Raw genomic sequence first — 17,177 nt, 5'->3', positions numbered from 1 at the left:
GTTCCTGGTGGCATGTACCGAATATGAAAAACTCGCACACGAGCGCGAGGAACTTTTAGTTTATCAATTATTACCTCGTAACGGGATGGCAGCGACGAAAAGTCCAAGGGGGTCCCGTGAACAGCGGGAACCCGTTATATTTCTGAGAGCAAGCCCGGCTTGTCGCCATCCAGCTTGTAGTACTGAGGAAGCCTTGTTACGCGCGTTTGCCCGCGCTGCCTCGACACTTGATCGGATCTCTCATGTCGCAAACCCCGCTGATGGAAACGAATATCTCCGGCTTGCCTGTGACCCGTGGCAAAGTTCGCGACGTGTACGACATGGGGGATCAGTTGCTGCTGGTCAGCACCGACCGCATCAGCGCCTTCGACTGGGTACTGCCGACGGGGATTCCCGACAAAGGGCGCGTGCTTACGCAGCTGAGCAATTTCTGGTTCGAGCATCTGAAGATTGCCAATCATCTGATCGAATCCGACGTCAAGAAAATGAACCTTCCGCAGGGTGTGAACCTCGAGGAACTCGCAGGACGAACCATCTTGGTCCGCAAGACGGAAGTGGTTCCCATCGAATGCGTCGTGCGGGGATTTTTATCTGGCTCGGCATGGCAAGAGTACGTCGACTACGGCAAGATCTGCGGCATCGAAATGCCGACGGGTCTGCAAGAATCAGCGCGGTTGCCGTCGATGATTTTTTCCCCCGCGACCAAAGCACCACAAGGTGAGCACGACGAGAATATCTCGTTCCCGCAGATGTGCGAAATCGTGGGGGTCGAATTGGGCGAACAGCTGCGCACGCTTAGCACCGAGGTGTATCAAGCCGGTGCTGCCCACGCGCATAAGCAAGGGATCATCGTGGCCGACACGAAATTTGAGTTTGGCTTGGTTGATGGCGAAGTCATTCTGATCGATGAAGTCCTCACGCCCGACAGTTCGCGGTTCTGGCCCGCCGACAAATACAAACCGGGGCAGGCTCAACCCTCATTCGACAAGCAATACGTTCGCGACTGGCTCACCGACTGTGGCTGGGACAAGCAAAGCCCACCGCCCGATCTGCCCGGGGACGTTGTGGAACGAACCCGCGAGAAATACATCGAAGCTTTTGAACGGATTACTGGGAAAGATTTTGCGTGGAAGTGAGCTTTTCACGGCTATTGCCTTTGCCTATCCCACCCCGTTTGGCCAATGTAGAATGGATATTTTGCTCACCTTGCGTCGGAGCTAGCGGGGCCTTACTCTCCCGCCGAGGCGGTTCGCCCTCCCTAAGCTCCTAGCCCTAACCCCATTTTGTCACTCATGCTGCGTTACTGGACTGCTGGCGAATCCCACGGCAAAACTTTGATCGCGTTGGTGGATGGTTTTCCCGCCGGGGTGACCGTCGATACCGACCTCATCGACGTGGAACTCAAACGGCGCCAAGGGGGCTATGGCCGCGGGGGACGGCAACGCATCGAGACCGACAAAGTCGACGTGCGGACCGGTGTTTGGCACGGCATGACCCTCGGCAGCCCAATCGCTTTGGAAGTGGTGAACCGCGATTATAAGCTCGAACGGTTGGACGATCTGCCACGGCCACGGCCTGGTCATGGCGACCTCACCGGGGCGATCAAATATCTGGGCAGCATCCGCGGTATCTTGGAACGTGCTTCGGCACGCGAAACAACGGTTCGCGTGGCGGCAGGTGCGCTCGCGAAGCAACTTTTAGCCGCGTTCAACATCACGGTGTTTGGTTACGTGACTGAAGTGGGTGGCGAAAAGATCGAACCCGTTGCAGGAACGCTCGCAGAACTCAAAGCGATTCGCGATCAAAGCGAGCTTTACGGTTTGAATTTGGAACGCGATCCGGCGATCAAGCAAATGATCGATAAAGCCGGCAAAGATGGTGACACGCTGGGTGGCATCATCGAAGTCCGCGTCGATGGGGTGCCCTTTGGTTTGGGAACACACGCCCAATGGGATCGCAAGCTCGATGGCCGGTTGGCCCAAGCGGTGATGGCAGTGCAAGCAATCAAAGGGGTGGAAATCGGCATGGGCTTCGAAGCCGCACGCCGACCCGGCTCGCAGGTTCATGATCCGATCCATTACGACGAAACCCAAAAAGAGTCTCCCAATCTGGGCTACACGCGGCCGACGAACAATGCTGGCGGGTTGGAAGCTGGCATGACCAACGGTCAGCCAATCATCATCCGTGCGGCGAAAAAGCCGATTAGCACCCTGGCCAAACCGCTGGAATCGATCAATCTCGACACCAAACAAGCGGAATCTGCTAGCTACGAGCGGAGCGATGTCTGTGCAATTTCCGCAGCCAGCGTGATCGTCGAAAACGTAGTTGCGTTTGAGGTAGCCGCCGCGGTGGTCGATAAATTTGGTGGCGACAGTTTGCCCGAGATGCTGGCACGCTACGAACTTTTCTTAAAAATGGCTGCCGAGCGCTAGCTTGCTTTATTCCGTTTGCCGCTAAGCCGCAAGCGGCGGGAACAAGGATGTTCTCAGTGCATGAACGTATTCAACGCCGTGTTTGCCGGATCGCCTTCGTGGCGCTGTGCGCCCTGCCGACGCTGGCGACGCTCGTGTGGGTGCTCTATTTTCACCGCCCCTGGCAGGAACGCGATTGGCAACGCACGTTTGAGCAAACACTTCATGTTCGTGCCGACGTGACGCAAGTCTCGGCACCACGTCCTTTGGAACGCACACTCAACGATCTGCGGCTCACCGATTTGAGTACCGCAGCCACGCTGCTGAAAATCAAACAATTGCATATCGGTCCGGGACAAATTCTTACCACGGATGAATTGCAGTTCGATTCGCTTCAAATAACAACTTTAGCATCCGCCGTGAATATCTGGCTTGCTGGAGACCAGTTCACCGGCGTGACACTGCAAGCCGACCAAGTGCTCATCGACGATGGCATGCGCAACAGTTGCCAACTGCGTGATACCGTCGTACAAAGTCAAATCTTGCCGAATGGCGAACGACGGCTCGCACTGCAAGGGATGCTCGGTGAATCCAACAAACCTGTGCGGCTGGTGATCGATCGACGAAACGATGGTTCGTGGCAAGCCACGCTCGACGCCCAACAAACAAAGCTGCCGACATGGTTAGTGGCAAATCTCGTCCCTGGTGCAGGGCGTTGGGAAGGGGCCGCCTTCAACGGCGTCGTACAGTGGCACAGCCAAGCGAATAACGTAGCCGGCAGCTTCCGCGGCCATATCGCTCCCATCGACGTCCAGAAATGGGTCGGCGAACAGTCGCCACTTAAACTCGCCACCCAAGCGGAGTTGCAGTTTGAAAACTTAAATTGGTGCGACGAACGGATTGAACTAGCACAAGGGACACTCAAAACTTCGTCTGGAACGGTCAGTCCCGCTATGCTCACTGAACTTAAAAAGGGACTCTTTTGCGTCGTCAAAGACGAATCACTTCTGTCTTCCCAGGAGCCGCTCAAGTTCGATCAATTCGCTTGCCATTTCCATTTAGATGCTGCTGGTCTGTCGGCATCGGGAAATTGTCCCATTGAGAAAGATTGCCTCGTTGCTGCTGGTGGCAAGGCTCTCGTCATGCAACCTGCTTATTCGAATCTGCCGCTGAGCCGGTTTGTAAGGCTGTTCTGTCCTTTGCAGGGAGAATGGCTCCCCGCAACGGCCGAAGCCGTGGAGCTTGCCGATCGCTTGCCTTTATCAAATGACGATGCGGTTAGGAAGTAATCGCTGCTTACTTCTCGTGAATCTCGATGATGGGACCGTGATCGGTCATCTGGCGATCCGAGGAACGACGGCCAAACTCAGTGCCACGTTGGATAGCCGCCTGTTGTGCCAGGAAACGCGCCGGCGTGATTGGTCCCGCCGCCACGAGTTCCTTGAGCAAAACCTCGGCCATAATGAGATCTCCATGCTCGAAATGCCGCAGGGCATGAGCATATTGATCGAGGCGTGATTTCACTTCGCGCGCTTCACACGTTGGGAAAACAGTAAACAGCTCCACCGGCTGTTCCAAACCTGGCAACCTCGCGGTGCAAGTGCGCAACGTAAAAAACTTAGGCGATAAACGACGCTTTGTCGCGGCGGTCACCAGCAGTGATGTTTCCAGTTCCCGGGTCGCGGCCTGCACTCGGCTGGCAATGTTAACGTTGCTTCCGCGGGGGCCATATTTCAATCGGCTATTTGTGCCAGCATTCCCTACGAGCACAGGGCCTGTATGGACACCGATGCCCAGTTCCAGTGGTTCGCTAAGAATCCCCTTCCACTCCAAAGACAAAGCGGTAATGCGATCGAGCATCGCCAGCCCCGCACCACATGCCAAGTCGGCGTGGTCTTCTTGGTCGAGCGGAGCATTCCAAAAAGCCAGCATCCCATCGCCGTAGTAATCGACCACGATCCCCTGATGCGCTATCACGACCTCGGTGAGTACTTCCATCACTTCACTCAACAAGCGGTAGCAATCCGCAGGCGGCAACATTTCAGCCAACGAAGTAAAGCCGCGCAAATCAGCAAATAATAGCGTGACTTCACGCAACTGGCCCGCAAGACATTCGGGATTCTGATGGATGTGTTCGACAACCGTCGGCGAAAAAGCTTGTTCGAGCAACACACGGGTCCGTGCAGCTTCGGTTTCGTTAGCTAATCGTGCAATCCCCACGGCAACCGATTCGGCCAGAATCTGCATCATACGTGCTTCAAGTGGCCGAATTCCCCGACGACGATTCTCTCCACGAGTGTTTCTCACACCATAGACGGCACCAATGACTTCTCCAGTCGACGACAACACCGGGGACAACACCACTGCATGATCGTGCGAGCAAACGCCATCAGTCACCGGTTGGTAGTGCGTGGTGGCCTTGTCGCGCAAAGCACCAAGTGCTGCAAAGTCCAGCTCCTGAGACAAATCTTGATTGGCGCGCTGCCCAACGGTTTGCCAACCATTCACGGGCGCGTAACTCAACACCCACGCGGCATCGAGCCCGATGGTTTCGACGGCGAACCGCGCGGCATCGCTAAAAAATTCTTGCGAGTTGGCAGATGCTCGATGCAGTTGCGCCACGGCCGATAGCCATTTCGTGACAGTTTCCGACGAAGGTCCTGACACGGCGCTCGCGCCCATTGTTTGCATAGCGTCAGCCAGCAGAGCGTTGTCCGCTAAGACTGCGAATTGCCGTTGAGTAGAGATCTCGGACTGGTCGAGCATGATCGCGAAAGCAAAGTCTTCGAGTGGGAAATTGGCCGCTATTAGAAGATAGGTCATGCTAGCCCCGAACCGTGTCGACATGCCCCGCAGAATCGGCACAATCGCACGCTAGCAGTGGTGGCTATCTGTTCTCGACACGCTGGGTCAGTTCTGAAAAAATGCCAAGCCTGCCGTTCGGTCGCGAGTGGGCAGTTACAGAACTGTTTGCAAGGATGCAAAGTGGATTGGCCGTTGATAGGAATGGTGTCCGGCGCCGCGCTGTTGGGAGCGAGCGGATTACAAACGCTTTCCGCGCTCGTTGGCAACCGCCGTCGCCAATTCAAGCGTCGCCACCGCTATGCAGAACGCCGCGGCCTGTTCGATCAACAATTGACCGGGACGCTTAACGGAGCCCGCGCAGCCAAGCCCATCTTCAAGTCTTGGGCCGGCGAACGACCATTTCGCGTGGCGGCGATTGTCGACGAAGCGCTTGGTTACAAAAGCTATTATCTGGTCGCTGCCGATGGCAAGCCGTTACCACGCTTTGAGCCGGGCCAGTATCTCACGATGAGCTTGCCAGTTGATCCCCAGCGCAAAGCGATCGTGCGTTGCTATTCGCTCTCCGAGCGCCCACGTGAAGACTATTACCGAATCACAGTGAAACTCGCGGAACCTCCGAATCAATCGCTGCCCGCAGGGCAGGGGAGTGGCCATTTTCATACGCTTGTGAAAGTGGGGAGCACCATACAAGTTCAAGCACCGCAGGGAGCGTTTTTTCTCAACCCCACGGATCAACTACCTGTCGTGCTCATCTCTGCGGGAGTGGGTATTACGCCGATCTTGAGCATGGCGAGTTCGATTGTCCATGACCGCCAACAACGCAACGTCTATCTGTTCGCGGGTTATCGCAACAGCAGCGAGCAGCCTTGCCGCGACCAGCTCGCTGAGATCGCCAAATCGCCCAACATTCGCTGCGATATCAGCTATTCTAAGCCGTTAGCGACCGACCGGATTGGTCACGATTACAATCATCTCGGGCACGCCTCGATACTTCGCTTGCGACAGGTGTTGCCCTCGAACAACTTTCATTTCTATGTGTGTGGCCCCCCCAGCATGATGGAAGAGCTAGTCCCTGCCTTATGGAAGTGGGGCGTCCCCGAAGCCCACATCCATTTCGAAGCCTTTGGCCCGGCGAGTCTCAAGGGTCTGCAAAAGCCCACCAAGCTCACCACGCCTTGTCAGGTTGGTTTTGCTAAATCACACAGTGAGCTGACCTGGAAAGGTGAGTTCACCTCTCTACTCGATTTTGCAGAACAAGAAGGCATCGTGCTCGACTCAGGCTGTCGCGCGGGTAGTTGTGGGCAATGTGCTTTGAAAGTCATCCATGGAAAAGTCAGCCACACCAAAACTCCTGGCGTGCCGTTGGCGGCGGATGAATGCCTCACTTGCATCGGTGTCCCTGAAGGGGACATCGTTCTGGAGGCGTGACACGATGCGAAAATATCTTCAACTAACAACTTGCCTGCTCTTATGTCTGTCGTCTCTGAATATGTTCGCCGGTGAAACGGACAACATTGCTGGCGAGATTCTCAACGACCCCACCAAAATCCTGGGGCCGGACTCCTGCACAAAATGCCATGAAAAAGAAATGTTGCAGTGGCACATGACTCCTCATTTCCAAACGTTTGATTCGTTGCACCGCATGCCCGAGGCCAAAGCGATCGCCGATCGGCTGGGCCTTAATAGCGTGAAACGCAACGAAACCTGCGTGGCCTGTCACTACACCCAACAGCAAATCGGTTCGCGAGTTCGGGTGATCGCTGGCGTGTCATGCGAATCATGCCACGGCGCGGCAAAAGATTGGATCGCACTGCACAACGATTATGGCGGTCCCAACATCACGCGAGAAACAGAAACACCCGCCCATCGGCAAGAACGCATCGCCGCGAGCGTGAAAGCGGGAATGAACAACCCGACAAATCTTTATCTGATCGCAAGGCAATGTTTGAGCTGCCACACCACGCCTAACGAGCAACTCGTGAATGTCGGAGGCCACGCTGCGGGAAGCCATGAATTTGAACTTGTTTCCTGGTCGCAAGGTTTGGTGCGGCACAATTTCTTGCGAACCAACGGCACGTCGAACGCAGCAGCCAGTCCTGCCGAGCTTCGCAAGATTTACGTCGTCGGGGTGCTCGCCGACTTGGAGGCCAGTTTGCGTGCCACTGCGGCTGCCACGGTGAAAGCGCGATTTGGGATCGCCTCGGCTCAGCGTGCCGCGCGATTGAAGCAGCGTCTTTACGACATCAGCCAGGTTGTCAGCGACCCGCAAATAGACGGAGCATTGCAAGCGGCGCTCGCCGTTCCCTTGCAACTCAATCACCAATCAGAACTTAATGCCGCCGCCGATGCGGTCGGCAAAGCTGCATTTGAATTCGCCAAGAATGCGGATGGCAACAAACTCGCCGCGCTCGACCCACTGCTCCCTAAACCCGAGCAATACAAAAATCAGTAGGAACCGCCATGGTCCCCTCCGAAGTCGTCATCGAGCGCCCACGCCGCTGGGATGTCCCGTTCGGCGAAGCGATGCGCGATGAGGATGTCGACCAACTGTTGGACTTGCCGCCCTTTTGCGATATGGATCCGCAGGCGTTTCCTTCGGCACTGCCTCTGCGTGATCTCCTCAAGAACGACACTCGTATCAATCACTATCCCGAAGGATCGATCGTCGTCCGTGAAGGCGATTACGGCAACAGCGCGTTTCTTGTGTTGCGTGGCAACGTGGAAGTCATATTTTCCGGACTCGATCCCGCGATCCTCGGACGACAGAAAACCGACAAGCGTGGATTTCTCCGTTCGTTAGTGAGTATGTGGCGCAGCCCGGACCTTCCCGAGGTACGGAAGCAGATTCGCTCGCAACGCGAACTCGTTGCCGACGACAGCAGCGAAGTAGATGACCTCACTCAAACGCGAGTGTTTTTGCAGGATGTACCAAGAGTTCTAGGCTCATCACGAACCGTCTCCTTAAAACCGGGTGAAGTTTTTGGCGAACTCGCTGCGTTGACTCGTACACCCCGCTCCGCCACTGTGGTCGCTCGGGGTGATGCCTGGCTGTTAGAGATACGTTGGCAAGGGCTGCGTGATATGATGAGCCGCACCCCTGCGCTCCGTCGCCACATCGAGGAACTCTATCGTGAAAACAGTTTGCGGGTCCATTTGCGCGAAACGCCATTGCTGGCCCAACTCCCGACAGACGTCTTGGAAGCTGTCGTCGCAGCCACAAAATTTGAAACGCACGGCAATTTTGATTGGCAAGCCAATTTCGAACCTGCCCAGCGAATGATCCCCGAAGCAATCATCGCGGAGCCGCTGATCGCCGAAGAGGGCTCTGCTTGCGATGGCATATTGCTTGTACGGTCAGGCTTCGCACGGCTGAGTCATCACTTTGGCCACGGTCATCGCACGATTGCTTATCTTGGCAAGGGGCAAGTCTACGGTCTTGCCGAAGCCATTCAGACCGCCCGCGATGGCCAGCCCGTTATGATGGGCAATTCATTAAGGGCACTGGGTTACGTCGACTTGTTGCGTATTCCGCAAGCCGTTCTCGATCAGTACGTGTTTCCCAATTTCTCACGCGAAGAGTTGGCCCAAGTTGGCACCAAGTATGCCACTTACGGTATTCAAGATTTGCCTTACGACAGTGCTGAAGATTCTTCCAAGATTGACACGCCGCTGTTGGAGTTTCTCGTTGAACGCCGCCTCATGAACGGCATCCAAGCGATGGTCATCGATCTGAACCGTTGTACCCGCTGCGATGATTGCGTTCGCGCCTGTGCCGCCACGCACGACAACAATCCACGTTTCATTCGCGAAGGACAACGCCACGGGCCGTTCATGATCGCTCATGCTTGTATGCATTGCATCGATCCCGTGTGCATGATCGGCTGTCCCACGGGCGCGATTGGCCGGGAAACCGCCAGCGGCGTCGTGCGGATCAACGATCTCACGTGTATTGGCTGCAGCACGTGCGCGAACAGTTGCCCCTACAACAATATTCAAATGGTTGAGGTGCGCGACACCAGCGGCGCGATCATTGTCGACCAAGCTACTCAACAACCGATTCACAAAGCGACCAAGTGTGATCTGTGTGCCGATCAAGTCGGTGGGCCCGCGTGTCAGCGAGCCTGTCCCCACGATGCCTTGGTGCGCATGGACTTAGGTAACCTGGGGGAACTTTCCGCTTGGGTCAACCGCTGATACTGGTCTGAATCTTGCCTCGCCCTTCGCAGTCTTAGGTGAACACGGTAGTCTGGGTGGAGGATCACTTTCTTTTCGAGAACCACCACGAGTGCCATGAAGTCGTTCGCCAGTCGGAGACTGCGGAATAGCACGCTGACAATCGCCGCAATGGCGGGCGTAGTCACTTACGCTTGGTGGTCTCACGTGCGGCTGGGTCACCCCGCTTTCGTGACCGGCTATCTGCTGCTGGGCATGCTCGCATTTCTTGCGGCCTACAACATTCGCAAGAAATTGCCAATCGTCTCGTGGACGACTTCCGCGGGTTGGCTGCAAGTGCATATCTATACTGGGCTCGCCACCGCAGCTGTATTTGCCACGCATATTAACTGGCGGTTGCCCGAAGGTTGGCTCGAAGGAATTCTGGCTGCGATCTATACGGCAACCTTCATCAGCGGCCTGGTCGGCTTGTATTGGACGCGCACTGTGCCGGTGCAACTTGCCCGTGTGAGTGAAGAATTCATTTACGAACGAATTCCTGCCTTACGCAATCAGGTTCGCAAAAAGTCTCAGCAAGTGGTGTTGGAAACCGTGCGAGCTACGGGAAGAGATACGCTCGGCAATTTCTACAGTTCGCGGCTGGAAGGTTATTTGGAAAAGCCGCGGGGTTGGTACTATTGGCTCAAGCCTTCGAGCAGATTGCGAAAACGGTTGCTCGCCGAATTAACGGAAGTCACGCGGTATCTCTCCGTGCCTGAACAACAAGCGAGCGAGCAACTGTTTGCCCTCATTCGCCGACGCGATGATTTGGATTTTCAAGCAGCGATGCAGTGGCGACTCAAGATTTGGTTGTTCGCACACATCGGACTCACGTATCCGCTTCTGATGCTTGCTTGTTTGCACGGTTGTCTCGCGCACCTCTTCGATGGGGGTTTGCCGTGAGAGAACCGCTCAAACCGGAACTGGAAGATACCTACGACCGGCCCAATCAAGCGTGGATGTGTGGGCTCACCGATGATGGCCCCCCTTGTCCGCTCGGGCCCACGGCCCATGGGCATTGCTCGCATGCCGTGGCCTGCCATCCCGTGCGCGAGGGCGATCGCTGGATTTGTAATCGTTCGACTTTGCGTGGTGGAATCTGCGAAGCAGGGCCGACCCCCGACGGAGAATGTTGCGTCCACTATTCGTGTACGCCCGAGCGTTCCTTGCGATCGCAACGAGGCCGCTTTGTGTGGGCCCTGGCGCTCGCAACTCTTGGCGGGTTGTGTATGATTCTGAGCAGCAACTGGCGCAACGAATTTTTGGCGCCCGGGCCGCTTTCGGTCCATCATGCCCAACTCGTCACGCGTGGAGGCGATCAGACACAGCGCTGTGCAAGTTGCCATGCCGCAGGCAATCAAACACTATTCCAATGGCTTTCGCATCCTCTCGAACCACAACTTGCCGAACCGACTCAAAGCTCACTCTGCATAGAATGCCACCAGAAAGAATTTCCCGCTGCCACGGCACTGCTGGCCCATGGCATCGATCAGAAACTGTTGACCACAACACATGAGGTGGAACTTACCTCTCGAAAAGTCGATCCTAGAGGTGAGTTTGCCTGCAGCACTTGCCATCGCGAACACCATGGGGCAAATCACGACTTGACGTTTATGAGCAACACGGCTTGCCAAGCGTGTCATGCCCAACAATTCCAGAGTTTTGCCACCGATCACCCTGAGTTTGATCGCTGGCCCAACGAGCGACGCACACGCATCGCGTTCGATCACGCAGCCCATCAGGCCAAGCATTTCCCCGCGGAAAAGCAGGAATTTGCCTGCCAGATGTGCCACCGTCAATCGGCGGAGGGCTTTCAACAAACGCTCGGCTATGAAGTCAGTTGTGCCAAATGCCACGACAGCGATCTCGAAACAAGCTGGCAAGCCGGCGTTCCTTTTGTCAGTCTGCCGATCATCGATGCGGAAATTCTCGGTGACGCTGGACATGATGTTGGCAACTGGCCCGAACAAGCGACCGGAGACTTTGACGGCCCCTTGCCCGCGATCACTAAGTTTTTGTTGCTAGAAAATCCAACTGCCGCGAAAGGGATTCAACTTCTGGGTGTAGACTTCGATTTCTTTGATATTGATCCCGACGATCCCACGCATCTCACCGCGGCCGCCAGTGTCATCTCAGCACTGCAGAAGTATCTTAAGGACCTTGCCGCACAAGGTCACAAAGCTATCAGCATACGTTTGGAAAAAATCTTGGGGCGCGCTGTCAACGATCAAGAGCTCGCGGCCATTGTCGCCCATCTTCCCGCCGAAGACATGACGGCCATGGGCGAGACATGGTTTGCGACTGCAGAATCGACGCCACCAGACACCACCGCCAACGAAAAAGAGCGGATCGACGGCGGTGGTTGGATTCGCGATGACCAAATCTTCGCACTGCGTTATCAACCCTCAGGACATGCCGATCCCTGGCTAACGGCTTGGATCGATCTGTTGGCCGAAGCCACGCGCGGGCCGCACAGCAAACTTGCCGAAAGCCTGCTCCTGGAAATAATGAAGCCGACTGCCCCAGGAATGTGCGGCAGTTGCCATAGTGTTGATCGCAACGCGAATGGCGGACTCGAAGTGTATTGGTTTGCCCAGCAAGCACCAAGCCCCGGAGTGCGTTTCACTTTGTTTTCACATGCACCCCACACGATGCAACCAGAATTGGCCGACTGCACGGCGTGTCACAAGATCAGCGAAGCAGCTGCCATGATGGAGACTTATCAAAATCAAACGCCCAACAACTTTGCCGCAGGCTTTCATGCAATGACCAAGCAAGACTGCGCGTCGTGCCACAAACCGGGCGCCGCGGGCGATAGTTGCACACAATGTCACCAGTATCATGCGTTGAAGAAATGACCTCTCACTTCCGCGGCAAAGCTCTCACCGCGCCGGTGGATATTCCTCCATCGACGAGCAACGTCTGCCCCGTGACGTAGCAACTCGCGTCCGAGGCCAGGAATAAAAGCGCGCCGTCTAAATCATGCACCTGGCCCGGGCGTTTGAGGGGTATGCGATCGACCAAGTAATCAACCCATTCTTGATTTTCATAGAGCACTTGGTTCTGTGCCGTCTTGAACCACCCCGGCGCCAGGCAATTGACCGTAATGCCATGCGGCCCCCAATCGTCGGCGAGACTCATCGTAAGCTGTTTGATGCCACCGCGGCTCGCACCATAAGGCCCGAGTCCAGCATAGCCATTCACCGACGTGACCGAACCGATGTTGATTATTCTTCCATACTCACGCGAAATCATATGCCGCGCCACGGCTTGCGCCACGAAGAATGGTCCACGGAGGTTCGTGTTGAGGATTGTGTTCCAATCCTCCCAGGTCACATCCAGGGCGGGTTTGCGAATGTTGCAGCCGGCGTTGTTGACCAAAATGTCGATCTTCCCGAGCTCGGCGTGTGCCGCGGCAACCATCCGTTGGATGCTGTCGTAATCTGTGACGTCGAGTTCAAGCGGTACAACCTTGCGCCCCGTAGCGGCAAGTTCGTTTTGAAAAGACTCAAGCGAACTGAGATGACGACTCGTAACGACGACATCCGCCCCGGCTCCTGCCAAAGCACGGCCAAAATATTGCCCCAAGCCACGACTCGCCCCGGTAACAATGGCCACCTTGCCCGTGAGATCAAACATGTTTTGGGACGGCTTATCACTCATGGTTTAAGAATCACTTTCATTAGACCTGGCTCGCCGGCATGCAATCGAGCAAACCAACTTGGCCCCTCGGCCAGCGGAACCACGGCTGAGATCAACGGATCCACTTGCACGGCTCCCGATGCAATCAACTCCAAGCACTCGGGATACTCTCCACTCGAAGCACATGTGCCGCGGAGCGTAAGCTCGCGCGTAACCACGGCCTGCAATGGCAAGGCAATTTCAGGAGAAAGATTGCCTACCAGAGTAACAGTCCCGCCACGCTGAACCGCATTCACGGCCAATTGCACGGTCGACGTGATCCCGACGACTTCAAACGCATGGTCAAACCCCTGGCCATTTTGAACCTCCAAGAGTTGCATCAATGTTTCGTCACCAGTCACGAGAACCGTTTGATCGGCTCCCAATTCTCGCGCGAGTTTCAATTTGCTTTCGCTCTGATCGACGGCAACAACTTTTGAAGCGCCGTAGTTTTTGAGAACTTGCACAACCAAGAGGCCGATCATTCCCGTACCGACCACTACAGCCGTTTCTCCCCTTACCAATTCTGATCGTCGCACGGCATGCACGGCAATCGAAACGGCCTCCACTAAAGCCGCGTGCTCAAAGGAAAGTCCCTCGGGCAAGCGATAAAGGATTCGTTCCGGCAAGGCCACCAGCTCGGCAAAGGCCCCATGCCGACGATATTCTGCACACGAGACGCCCAGCACCTGGCGGTTCTCACAAAGATTCACCGCACCGCGTGTACAAAACGAACAAGCGCCGCAAGAAATTGTGGAATCGAACGTCACACGATCCCCCACGAGAAACTTGGTGACATTCCGACCAACAGTTTCGATCACCCCGGCGGCTTCGTGTCCCATGATCAGCGGCGGAATTCGTCGCCCTGTCGAACCGTCGTAGCCATGGATGTCGCTGCCACAGATGCCGCAGGCAGCCACGCGCACCAGCACGCCATCGTCCGCGCACTCCGGTTCAGGGACTTCTGTGCAGGTGAGCTGGCTCGGTTGCGTTAGTAGCAGTGCTTTCATGGCGAGATTCTTATTCCGCTGGGGGAGTCGCTGGCCAGTATAGAAAGAGCCGTTTCAAGCTGCTAGCACGTGCCAATCTTTTCGCGATTGATGCGACCCTCAAGGTCGTTAGTCTCCGCACCGATACTAGGACAAGGCAGTGGTGTGCGACCACCCGTCGTGCTAGCACGCGCTGGCAAAACTTTTCCGTCGCATGAGGGCGTTCCTGTGGCTATTCCCCGACGAACCGATTTCCTAACCGACGATTCCGCATTCACGCGGTTGAAAATGCTCGCCGAATTGCCCCACGTGGGTGCAGCACCGGAAGTCGCCGCCGCTCCGCGCACCCAGGCCGCTGAAACGCCTGCGCAGTCCACGCGAACTTTGAAATCGTCTCATCCCGCGTTTGCCGACCTAGCTGATTTGCCCACCGAAGAGCCACTCCCTCGCAAGCGTCGTCAAAAACGTTTCGTCGATCGTGCCCACGTCGACCGTGAATGGGATTCCATGGATGAACGACGCGAGGAAGACTTGCCACGGAAACGTGTATCGCGCGGCAAGGATCACAAGCCACGCGGTTATTCTCACACACGCTCAGCCAAACAATCCTCAGGCTGGGGAACATTTTTCTCGCAGACTCATGAGCGAATCGCACCCTTGGCAGGATTGTTTGTCACCGCGGCCTTGTTTGCTTCGGCTGCGTTGCTGTTTTGGATGATGCTCACAAATCGCCAAGGAACCGCCGAACTCAATGAGTTTGCGCTCCCCGGCGAGGGATTCCGTGTTGAGCTCAGCGAGCCACCACTCTCACCCACGGATTCGCTGACTACGGTGCCCCTAGCGGAGAGTATTGCTACGCCTTCAAGCAGCATGCCCGAAGAATTCGAATACATACCTCCCTCAACATCGAGTGAGGAGTCTCCAATGGAATTGTCCACCGAGACAAACTCCGCGACATTGCAACCCACGATCGAGCCAACAGATGAACCCGCTCTGCTGGGGCAACTGTTATTTCCAGTGACTAATACTCCACTCGCACTCGATTACAGCAAAGCCCTGCACAAACCGGCCGACGATTTACAATCGCTCCCCGCCGTCGCGGAACGAGCAGACGCAGCGACGACCGAACCCATTAACCGCTAAGACCTGAGATTCATCGCATGAGCAACATCGACCAAGCCTTTATCAACGCCTACATGGACCAACCGACCGTCGTGCAACCACCGTTGCTACGGCAAGCGGCTGGTCCGCGCGCAGCGGCCCCAGGACCGCAGCTGCGAGTGTTTGCACAAAGCGCGGAAAGCCCTCCTAGAACGCTCCGCTACGAAGATGCCGAGCCCACGGTCGTCCTGCGGCCACAATCATTCGCTAGGCCGGCTGAAGATTCTTATGCAGCGATCGCCACCGAGCAGCATAATCATTTCTCTTCGCAAGGTGTTGAAGAACCTGAAATGCTGAATTTGCCTTCGCGCGTGAGTGAGCGGCGACCTCTTTCGTCGTTCGCCGCGCCGAAGCCCGCGCCCACCGCAGCGTTCAAACCACTGTTCGAGGTCGATGAATTCCGCTGGCCAGCCATGACCGACGATTTGCTCCGGTCCTCTAAGAATCTCTTGCTTCCTGTTGTTGAGAACTTACTCGCCGGATCCCAAGACGGCAAATCGCTCGTGGGACTCGCCGGAACAGCGACTGGCGTTGGCGTCAGCACCGTCACGATGTGCCTTGCACGAATCGCCGCTCAGTCGGGACAGAACGTCGCACTTGTCGACGCGAATTTCGTGCGCGGCAATCTCGCGGCATCGCTTGGTTTGGAATTTGATGCCGGGTGGGAAGACGTCCTGACCGGGCAAATCCCGCTTGCGGAGTGTGCCGTGTTGTCGCTGGCCGACAAATTGACGCTGATCCCACTCGGTGGTCCCGCCCTGGCGGAAAGCGAGCGAGTGGCGAACATTCAGTCTTCGGTGATCGCCGGTATGTTGCGATATCACTACGATCTGGTGCTGTTCGACCTTGGCGCGCCGCAAGACAACACGCAATTGAGCGTAACGCACAACATCGTCGAACATTGTCGACTCGATGGGGCGATTGTTGTGGCTCCTAGCAACCACAAAGACGTGGCGACGGTTCACGCCGTCGAGCAACTCAATAAAGTACTCGGAACGCTCTGCCTCGGCATCATCGGCAATCGGGCGAACTAGGCGGCGACCAACATGTACGAGAATTACTGGCAGTTGGAAACCAAGCCGTTCGAGCCGGCCGCCGACGCGCGATTTCTGTTTCCTTGTCCGGCTCATCAGGCCGCGCTGCATAAGCTGCGCTACGCTGTTGAAAGCCGTCGCCCAGCCGCGCTGCTGGTCGGTCCCGCGGGAATCGGCAAAACGCTGTTGTGGCATTCGCTTGAAAACCAACTGGGGGATAGCCTCGGCAAGCAAGCCCATGTGATCTTTCCTTTGTTGTCACCCCGTGAATTGCTCACCGCCATTGCACTTGAACTCGGAGCGACGCTCGGTTCGCAGACATCAACCGATGAAAGTCTGCGCGCCTTGGAAAGCTTGCTGATCGAGAACCGGCAGCGCGGAAAATACGCGGTGCTAGCCGTTGACGAAGCTCATCTGCTCGAAGATGCCGGGCTTTTGGAACCTTTGCGCTTATTGATGAACCTGCGCTTCGCCGGAGAGCCGCTGTTCACGCTGCTATTCATCGGCCAAGTTTCCGCACTTTTGGCGATGGAACGAACAAACAACCTCGACGAACGGCTCGAGATGAAGGTCTATTTGAAGCCGTTTTCCTCCGAAGAAACCGCAGGTTATATCGAACACCGGCTCGTGATGGCGGGGGCCACGCGACCGCTGTTCACTTCGCAAGCCTTGGAAATGGCCCATCATCTCTCGGGTGGGATTCCCCGGCGAATCAATCGCCTGTGCGATCTGGCATTGATGGTCGGCTTCGCCGCGGGTGACGCCCAGATCGACGCCCCACAACTTCGCGCGGTCGATGACGAATTGGTGACATTATCAGCGGCGGCGTGAGAATTACCTTTTGATCGCAAAGTGTTGTATAATTTCACTATACAAATTGCGAG

General features: G+C 56.1%; 14 protein-coding genes. 11 read left to right on the top strand and 3 right to left on the bottom strand.

The window, feature by feature from the left end; genetic code table 11:
- The first annotated feature begins 242 nt into the window (after window positions 1-242).
- From AC6T8Q_RS00780 to AC6T8Q_RS00770, 3 genes are all read left to right on the top strand, one after another.
- Window positions 243-1,136 (top strand): phosphoribosylaminoimidazolesuccinocarboxamide synthase, encoded by an 894-nt coding sequence (locus AC6T8Q_RS00780; RefSeq protein ID WP_500677275.1) that lies wholly within the window; start codon window positions 243-245, stop codon window positions 1,134-1,136.
- A gap of 156 nt (window positions 1,137-1,292) precedes the next feature.
- Entirely contained in the window at window positions 1,293-2,432 is a 1,140-nt protein-coding gene (gene aroC / locus AC6T8Q_RS00775; protein ID WP_496921987.1) for a chorismate synthase, read from the top strand.
- Between the two features lie 56 nt (window positions 2,433-2,488).
- A complete protein-coding gene (locus AC6T8Q_RS00770; protein ID WP_500677274.1) occupies window positions 2,489-3,700 on the top strand; it encodes a hypothetical protein in 1,212 nt (403 codons plus the stop codon).
- A 7-nt stretch (window positions 3,701-3,707) separates the two neighbouring features.
- Here AC6T8Q_RS00770 and AC6T8Q_RS00765 read toward each other — a convergent pair whose 3' ends face one another.
- Window positions 3,708-5,234 (bottom strand): adenylate/guanylate cyclase domain-containing protein, encoded by a 1,527-nt coding sequence (locus AC6T8Q_RS00765; protein ID WP_500677273.1) that lies wholly within the window; start codon window positions 5,232-5,234, stop codon window positions 3,708-3,710.
- A gap of 162 nt (window positions 5,235-5,396) precedes the next feature.
- Between AC6T8Q_RS00765 and AC6T8Q_RS00760 the strand changes: the two genes are divergently transcribed.
- The 5 genes from AC6T8Q_RS00760 (at window position 5,397) to AC6T8Q_RS00740 (ending at window position 12,286) form a co-directional block, all read left to right on the top strand.
- On the top strand, window positions 5,397-6,644 hold the full coding sequence (locus AC6T8Q_RS00760; RefSeq protein WP_500677272.1) for a 2Fe-2S iron-sulfur cluster-binding protein: 1,248 nt from the start codon (window positions 5,397-5,399) through the stop codon (window positions 6,642-6,644).
- A 4-nt stretch (window positions 6,645-6,648) separates the two neighbouring features.
- Complete coding sequence (locus AC6T8Q_RS00755; RefSeq protein WP_500677271.1) at window positions 6,649-7,668, top strand: cytochrome c family protein; 1,020 nt, start codon at window positions 6,649-6,651, stop codon at window positions 7,666-7,668.
- Window positions 7,669-7,676: 8 nt separating this feature from the next.
- A complete protein-coding gene (locus AC6T8Q_RS00750) occupies window positions 7,677-9,410 on the top strand; it encodes a cyclic nucleotide-binding domain-containing protein (RefSeq protein ID WP_500677270.1) in 1,734 nt (577 codons plus the stop codon).
- A gap of 96 nt (window positions 9,411-9,506) precedes the next feature.
- Entirely contained in the window at window positions 9,507-10,331 is an 825-nt protein-coding gene (locus AC6T8Q_RS00745) for a hypothetical protein (protein ID WP_500677269.1), read from the top strand.
- Window positions 10,328-12,286: an immunoglobulin domain-containing protein gene (locus tag AC6T8Q_RS00740; protein ID WP_500677268.1), complete on the top strand. Its 1,959-nt coding sequence runs from the start codon at window positions 10,328-10,330 to the stop codon at window positions 12,284-12,286. The genes AC6T8Q_RS00745 and AC6T8Q_RS00740 overlap by 4 nt, the downstream gene beginning before the upstream one ends.
- Before the next feature lie 4 nt (window positions 12,287-12,290).
- On the opposite strand, the gene AC6T8Q_RS00735 is transcribed toward AC6T8Q_RS00740, so the two are convergent.
- Together AC6T8Q_RS00735 and AC6T8Q_RS00730 are read right to left on the bottom strand one after the other, a co-directional pair.
- Window positions 12,291-13,091, bottom strand: a complete 801-nt coding sequence (locus AC6T8Q_RS00735) for an SDR family NAD(P)-dependent oxidoreductase (RefSeq protein ID WP_500677267.1) — start codon at window positions 13,089-13,091, stop codon at window positions 12,291-12,293.
- A complete protein-coding gene (locus AC6T8Q_RS00730; RefSeq protein ID WP_500677266.1) occupies window positions 13,088-14,119 on the bottom strand; it encodes a galactitol-1-phosphate 5-dehydrogenase in 1,032 nt (343 codons plus the stop codon). Before AC6T8Q_RS00730 ends, AC6T8Q_RS00735 begins: the two co-directional genes overlap by 4 nt.
- Before the next feature lie 207 nt (window positions 14,120-14,326).
- Here AC6T8Q_RS00730 and AC6T8Q_RS00725 point away from each other — a divergent pair, with 207 nt between their 5' ends.
- The 3 genes from AC6T8Q_RS00725 to AC6T8Q_RS00715 are packed head-to-tail and all read left to right on the top strand — an operon-like array spanning window position 14,327 to window position 17,124.
- On the top strand, window positions 14,327-15,241 hold the full coding sequence (locus AC6T8Q_RS00725; protein WP_500677265.1) for a hypothetical protein: 915 nt from the start codon (window positions 14,327-14,329) through the stop codon (window positions 15,239-15,241).
- Between the two features lie 17 nt (window positions 15,242-15,258).
- A complete protein-coding gene (locus AC6T8Q_RS00720; RefSeq protein WP_500677264.1) occupies window positions 15,259-16,293 on the top strand; it encodes a tyrosine-protein kinase family protein in 1,035 nt (344 codons plus the stop codon).
- A gap of 12 nt (window positions 16,294-16,305) precedes the next feature.
- Window positions 16,306-17,124 carry an ExeA family protein gene (locus tag AC6T8Q_RS00715; RefSeq protein WP_500677263.1) on the top strand — a complete coding sequence of 273 codons (819 nt, stop codon included), beginning with the start codon at window positions 16,306-16,308 and terminating at the stop codon, window positions 17,122-17,124.
- The last annotated feature ends 53 nt before the right edge of the window (window positions 17,125-17,177 follow it).

This window comes from Bythopirellula sp. (assembly GCF_041737835.1).
Lineage (GTDB): Bacteria > Planctomycetota > Planctomycetia > Pirellulales > Lacipirellulaceae > Bythopirellula.
Note: the sequence above shows the minus strand (reverse complement) of the source record. Positions and strands in the feature narration are given on the sequence as shown.

Excerpts from the sequence above, each read along its gene's own strand:
- AC6T8Q_RS00715 (WP_500677263.1), top strand. The coding sequence starts at position 16,306 with ATGTACGAGAATTACTGGCAGTTGGAAACCAAGCCGTTCGAGCCGGCC.
- AC6T8Q_RS00730 (WP_500677266.1), bottom strand. The coding sequence starts at position 14,119 with ATGAAAGCACTGCTACTAACGCAACCGAGCCAGCTCACCTGCACAGAA.
- AC6T8Q_RS00765 (WP_500677273.1), bottom strand. The coding sequence starts at position 5,234 with ATGACCTATCTTCTAATAGCGGCCAATTTCCCACTCGAAGACTTTGCT.
- AC6T8Q_RS00735 (WP_500677267.1), bottom strand. The coding sequence starts at position 13,091 with ATGAGTGATAAGCCGTCCCAAAACATGTTTGATCTCACGGGCAAGGTG.
- AC6T8Q_RS00745 (WP_500677269.1), top strand. The coding sequence starts at position 9,507 with ATGAAGTCGTTCGCCAGTCGGAGACTGCGGAATAGCACGCTGACAATC.
- AC6T8Q_RS00780 (WP_500677275.1), top strand. The coding sequence starts at position 243 with ATGTCGCAAACCCCGCTGATGGAAACGAATATCTCCGGCTTGCCTGTG.
- AC6T8Q_RS00750 (WP_500677270.1), top strand. The coding sequence starts at position 7,677 with ATGGTCCCCTCCGAAGTCGTCATCGAGCGCCCACGCCGCTGGGATGTC.
- AC6T8Q_RS00755 (WP_500677271.1), top strand. The coding sequence starts at position 6,649 with ATGCGAAAATATCTTCAACTAACAACTTGCCTGCTCTTATGTCTGTCG.
- AC6T8Q_RS00720 (WP_500677264.1), top strand. The coding sequence starts at position 15,259 with ATGAGCAACATCGACCAAGCCTTTATCAACGCCTACATGGACCAACCG.
- aroC (WP_496921987.1), top strand. The coding sequence starts at position 1,293 with ATGCTGCGTTACTGGACTGCTGGCGAATCCCACGGCAAAACTTTGATC.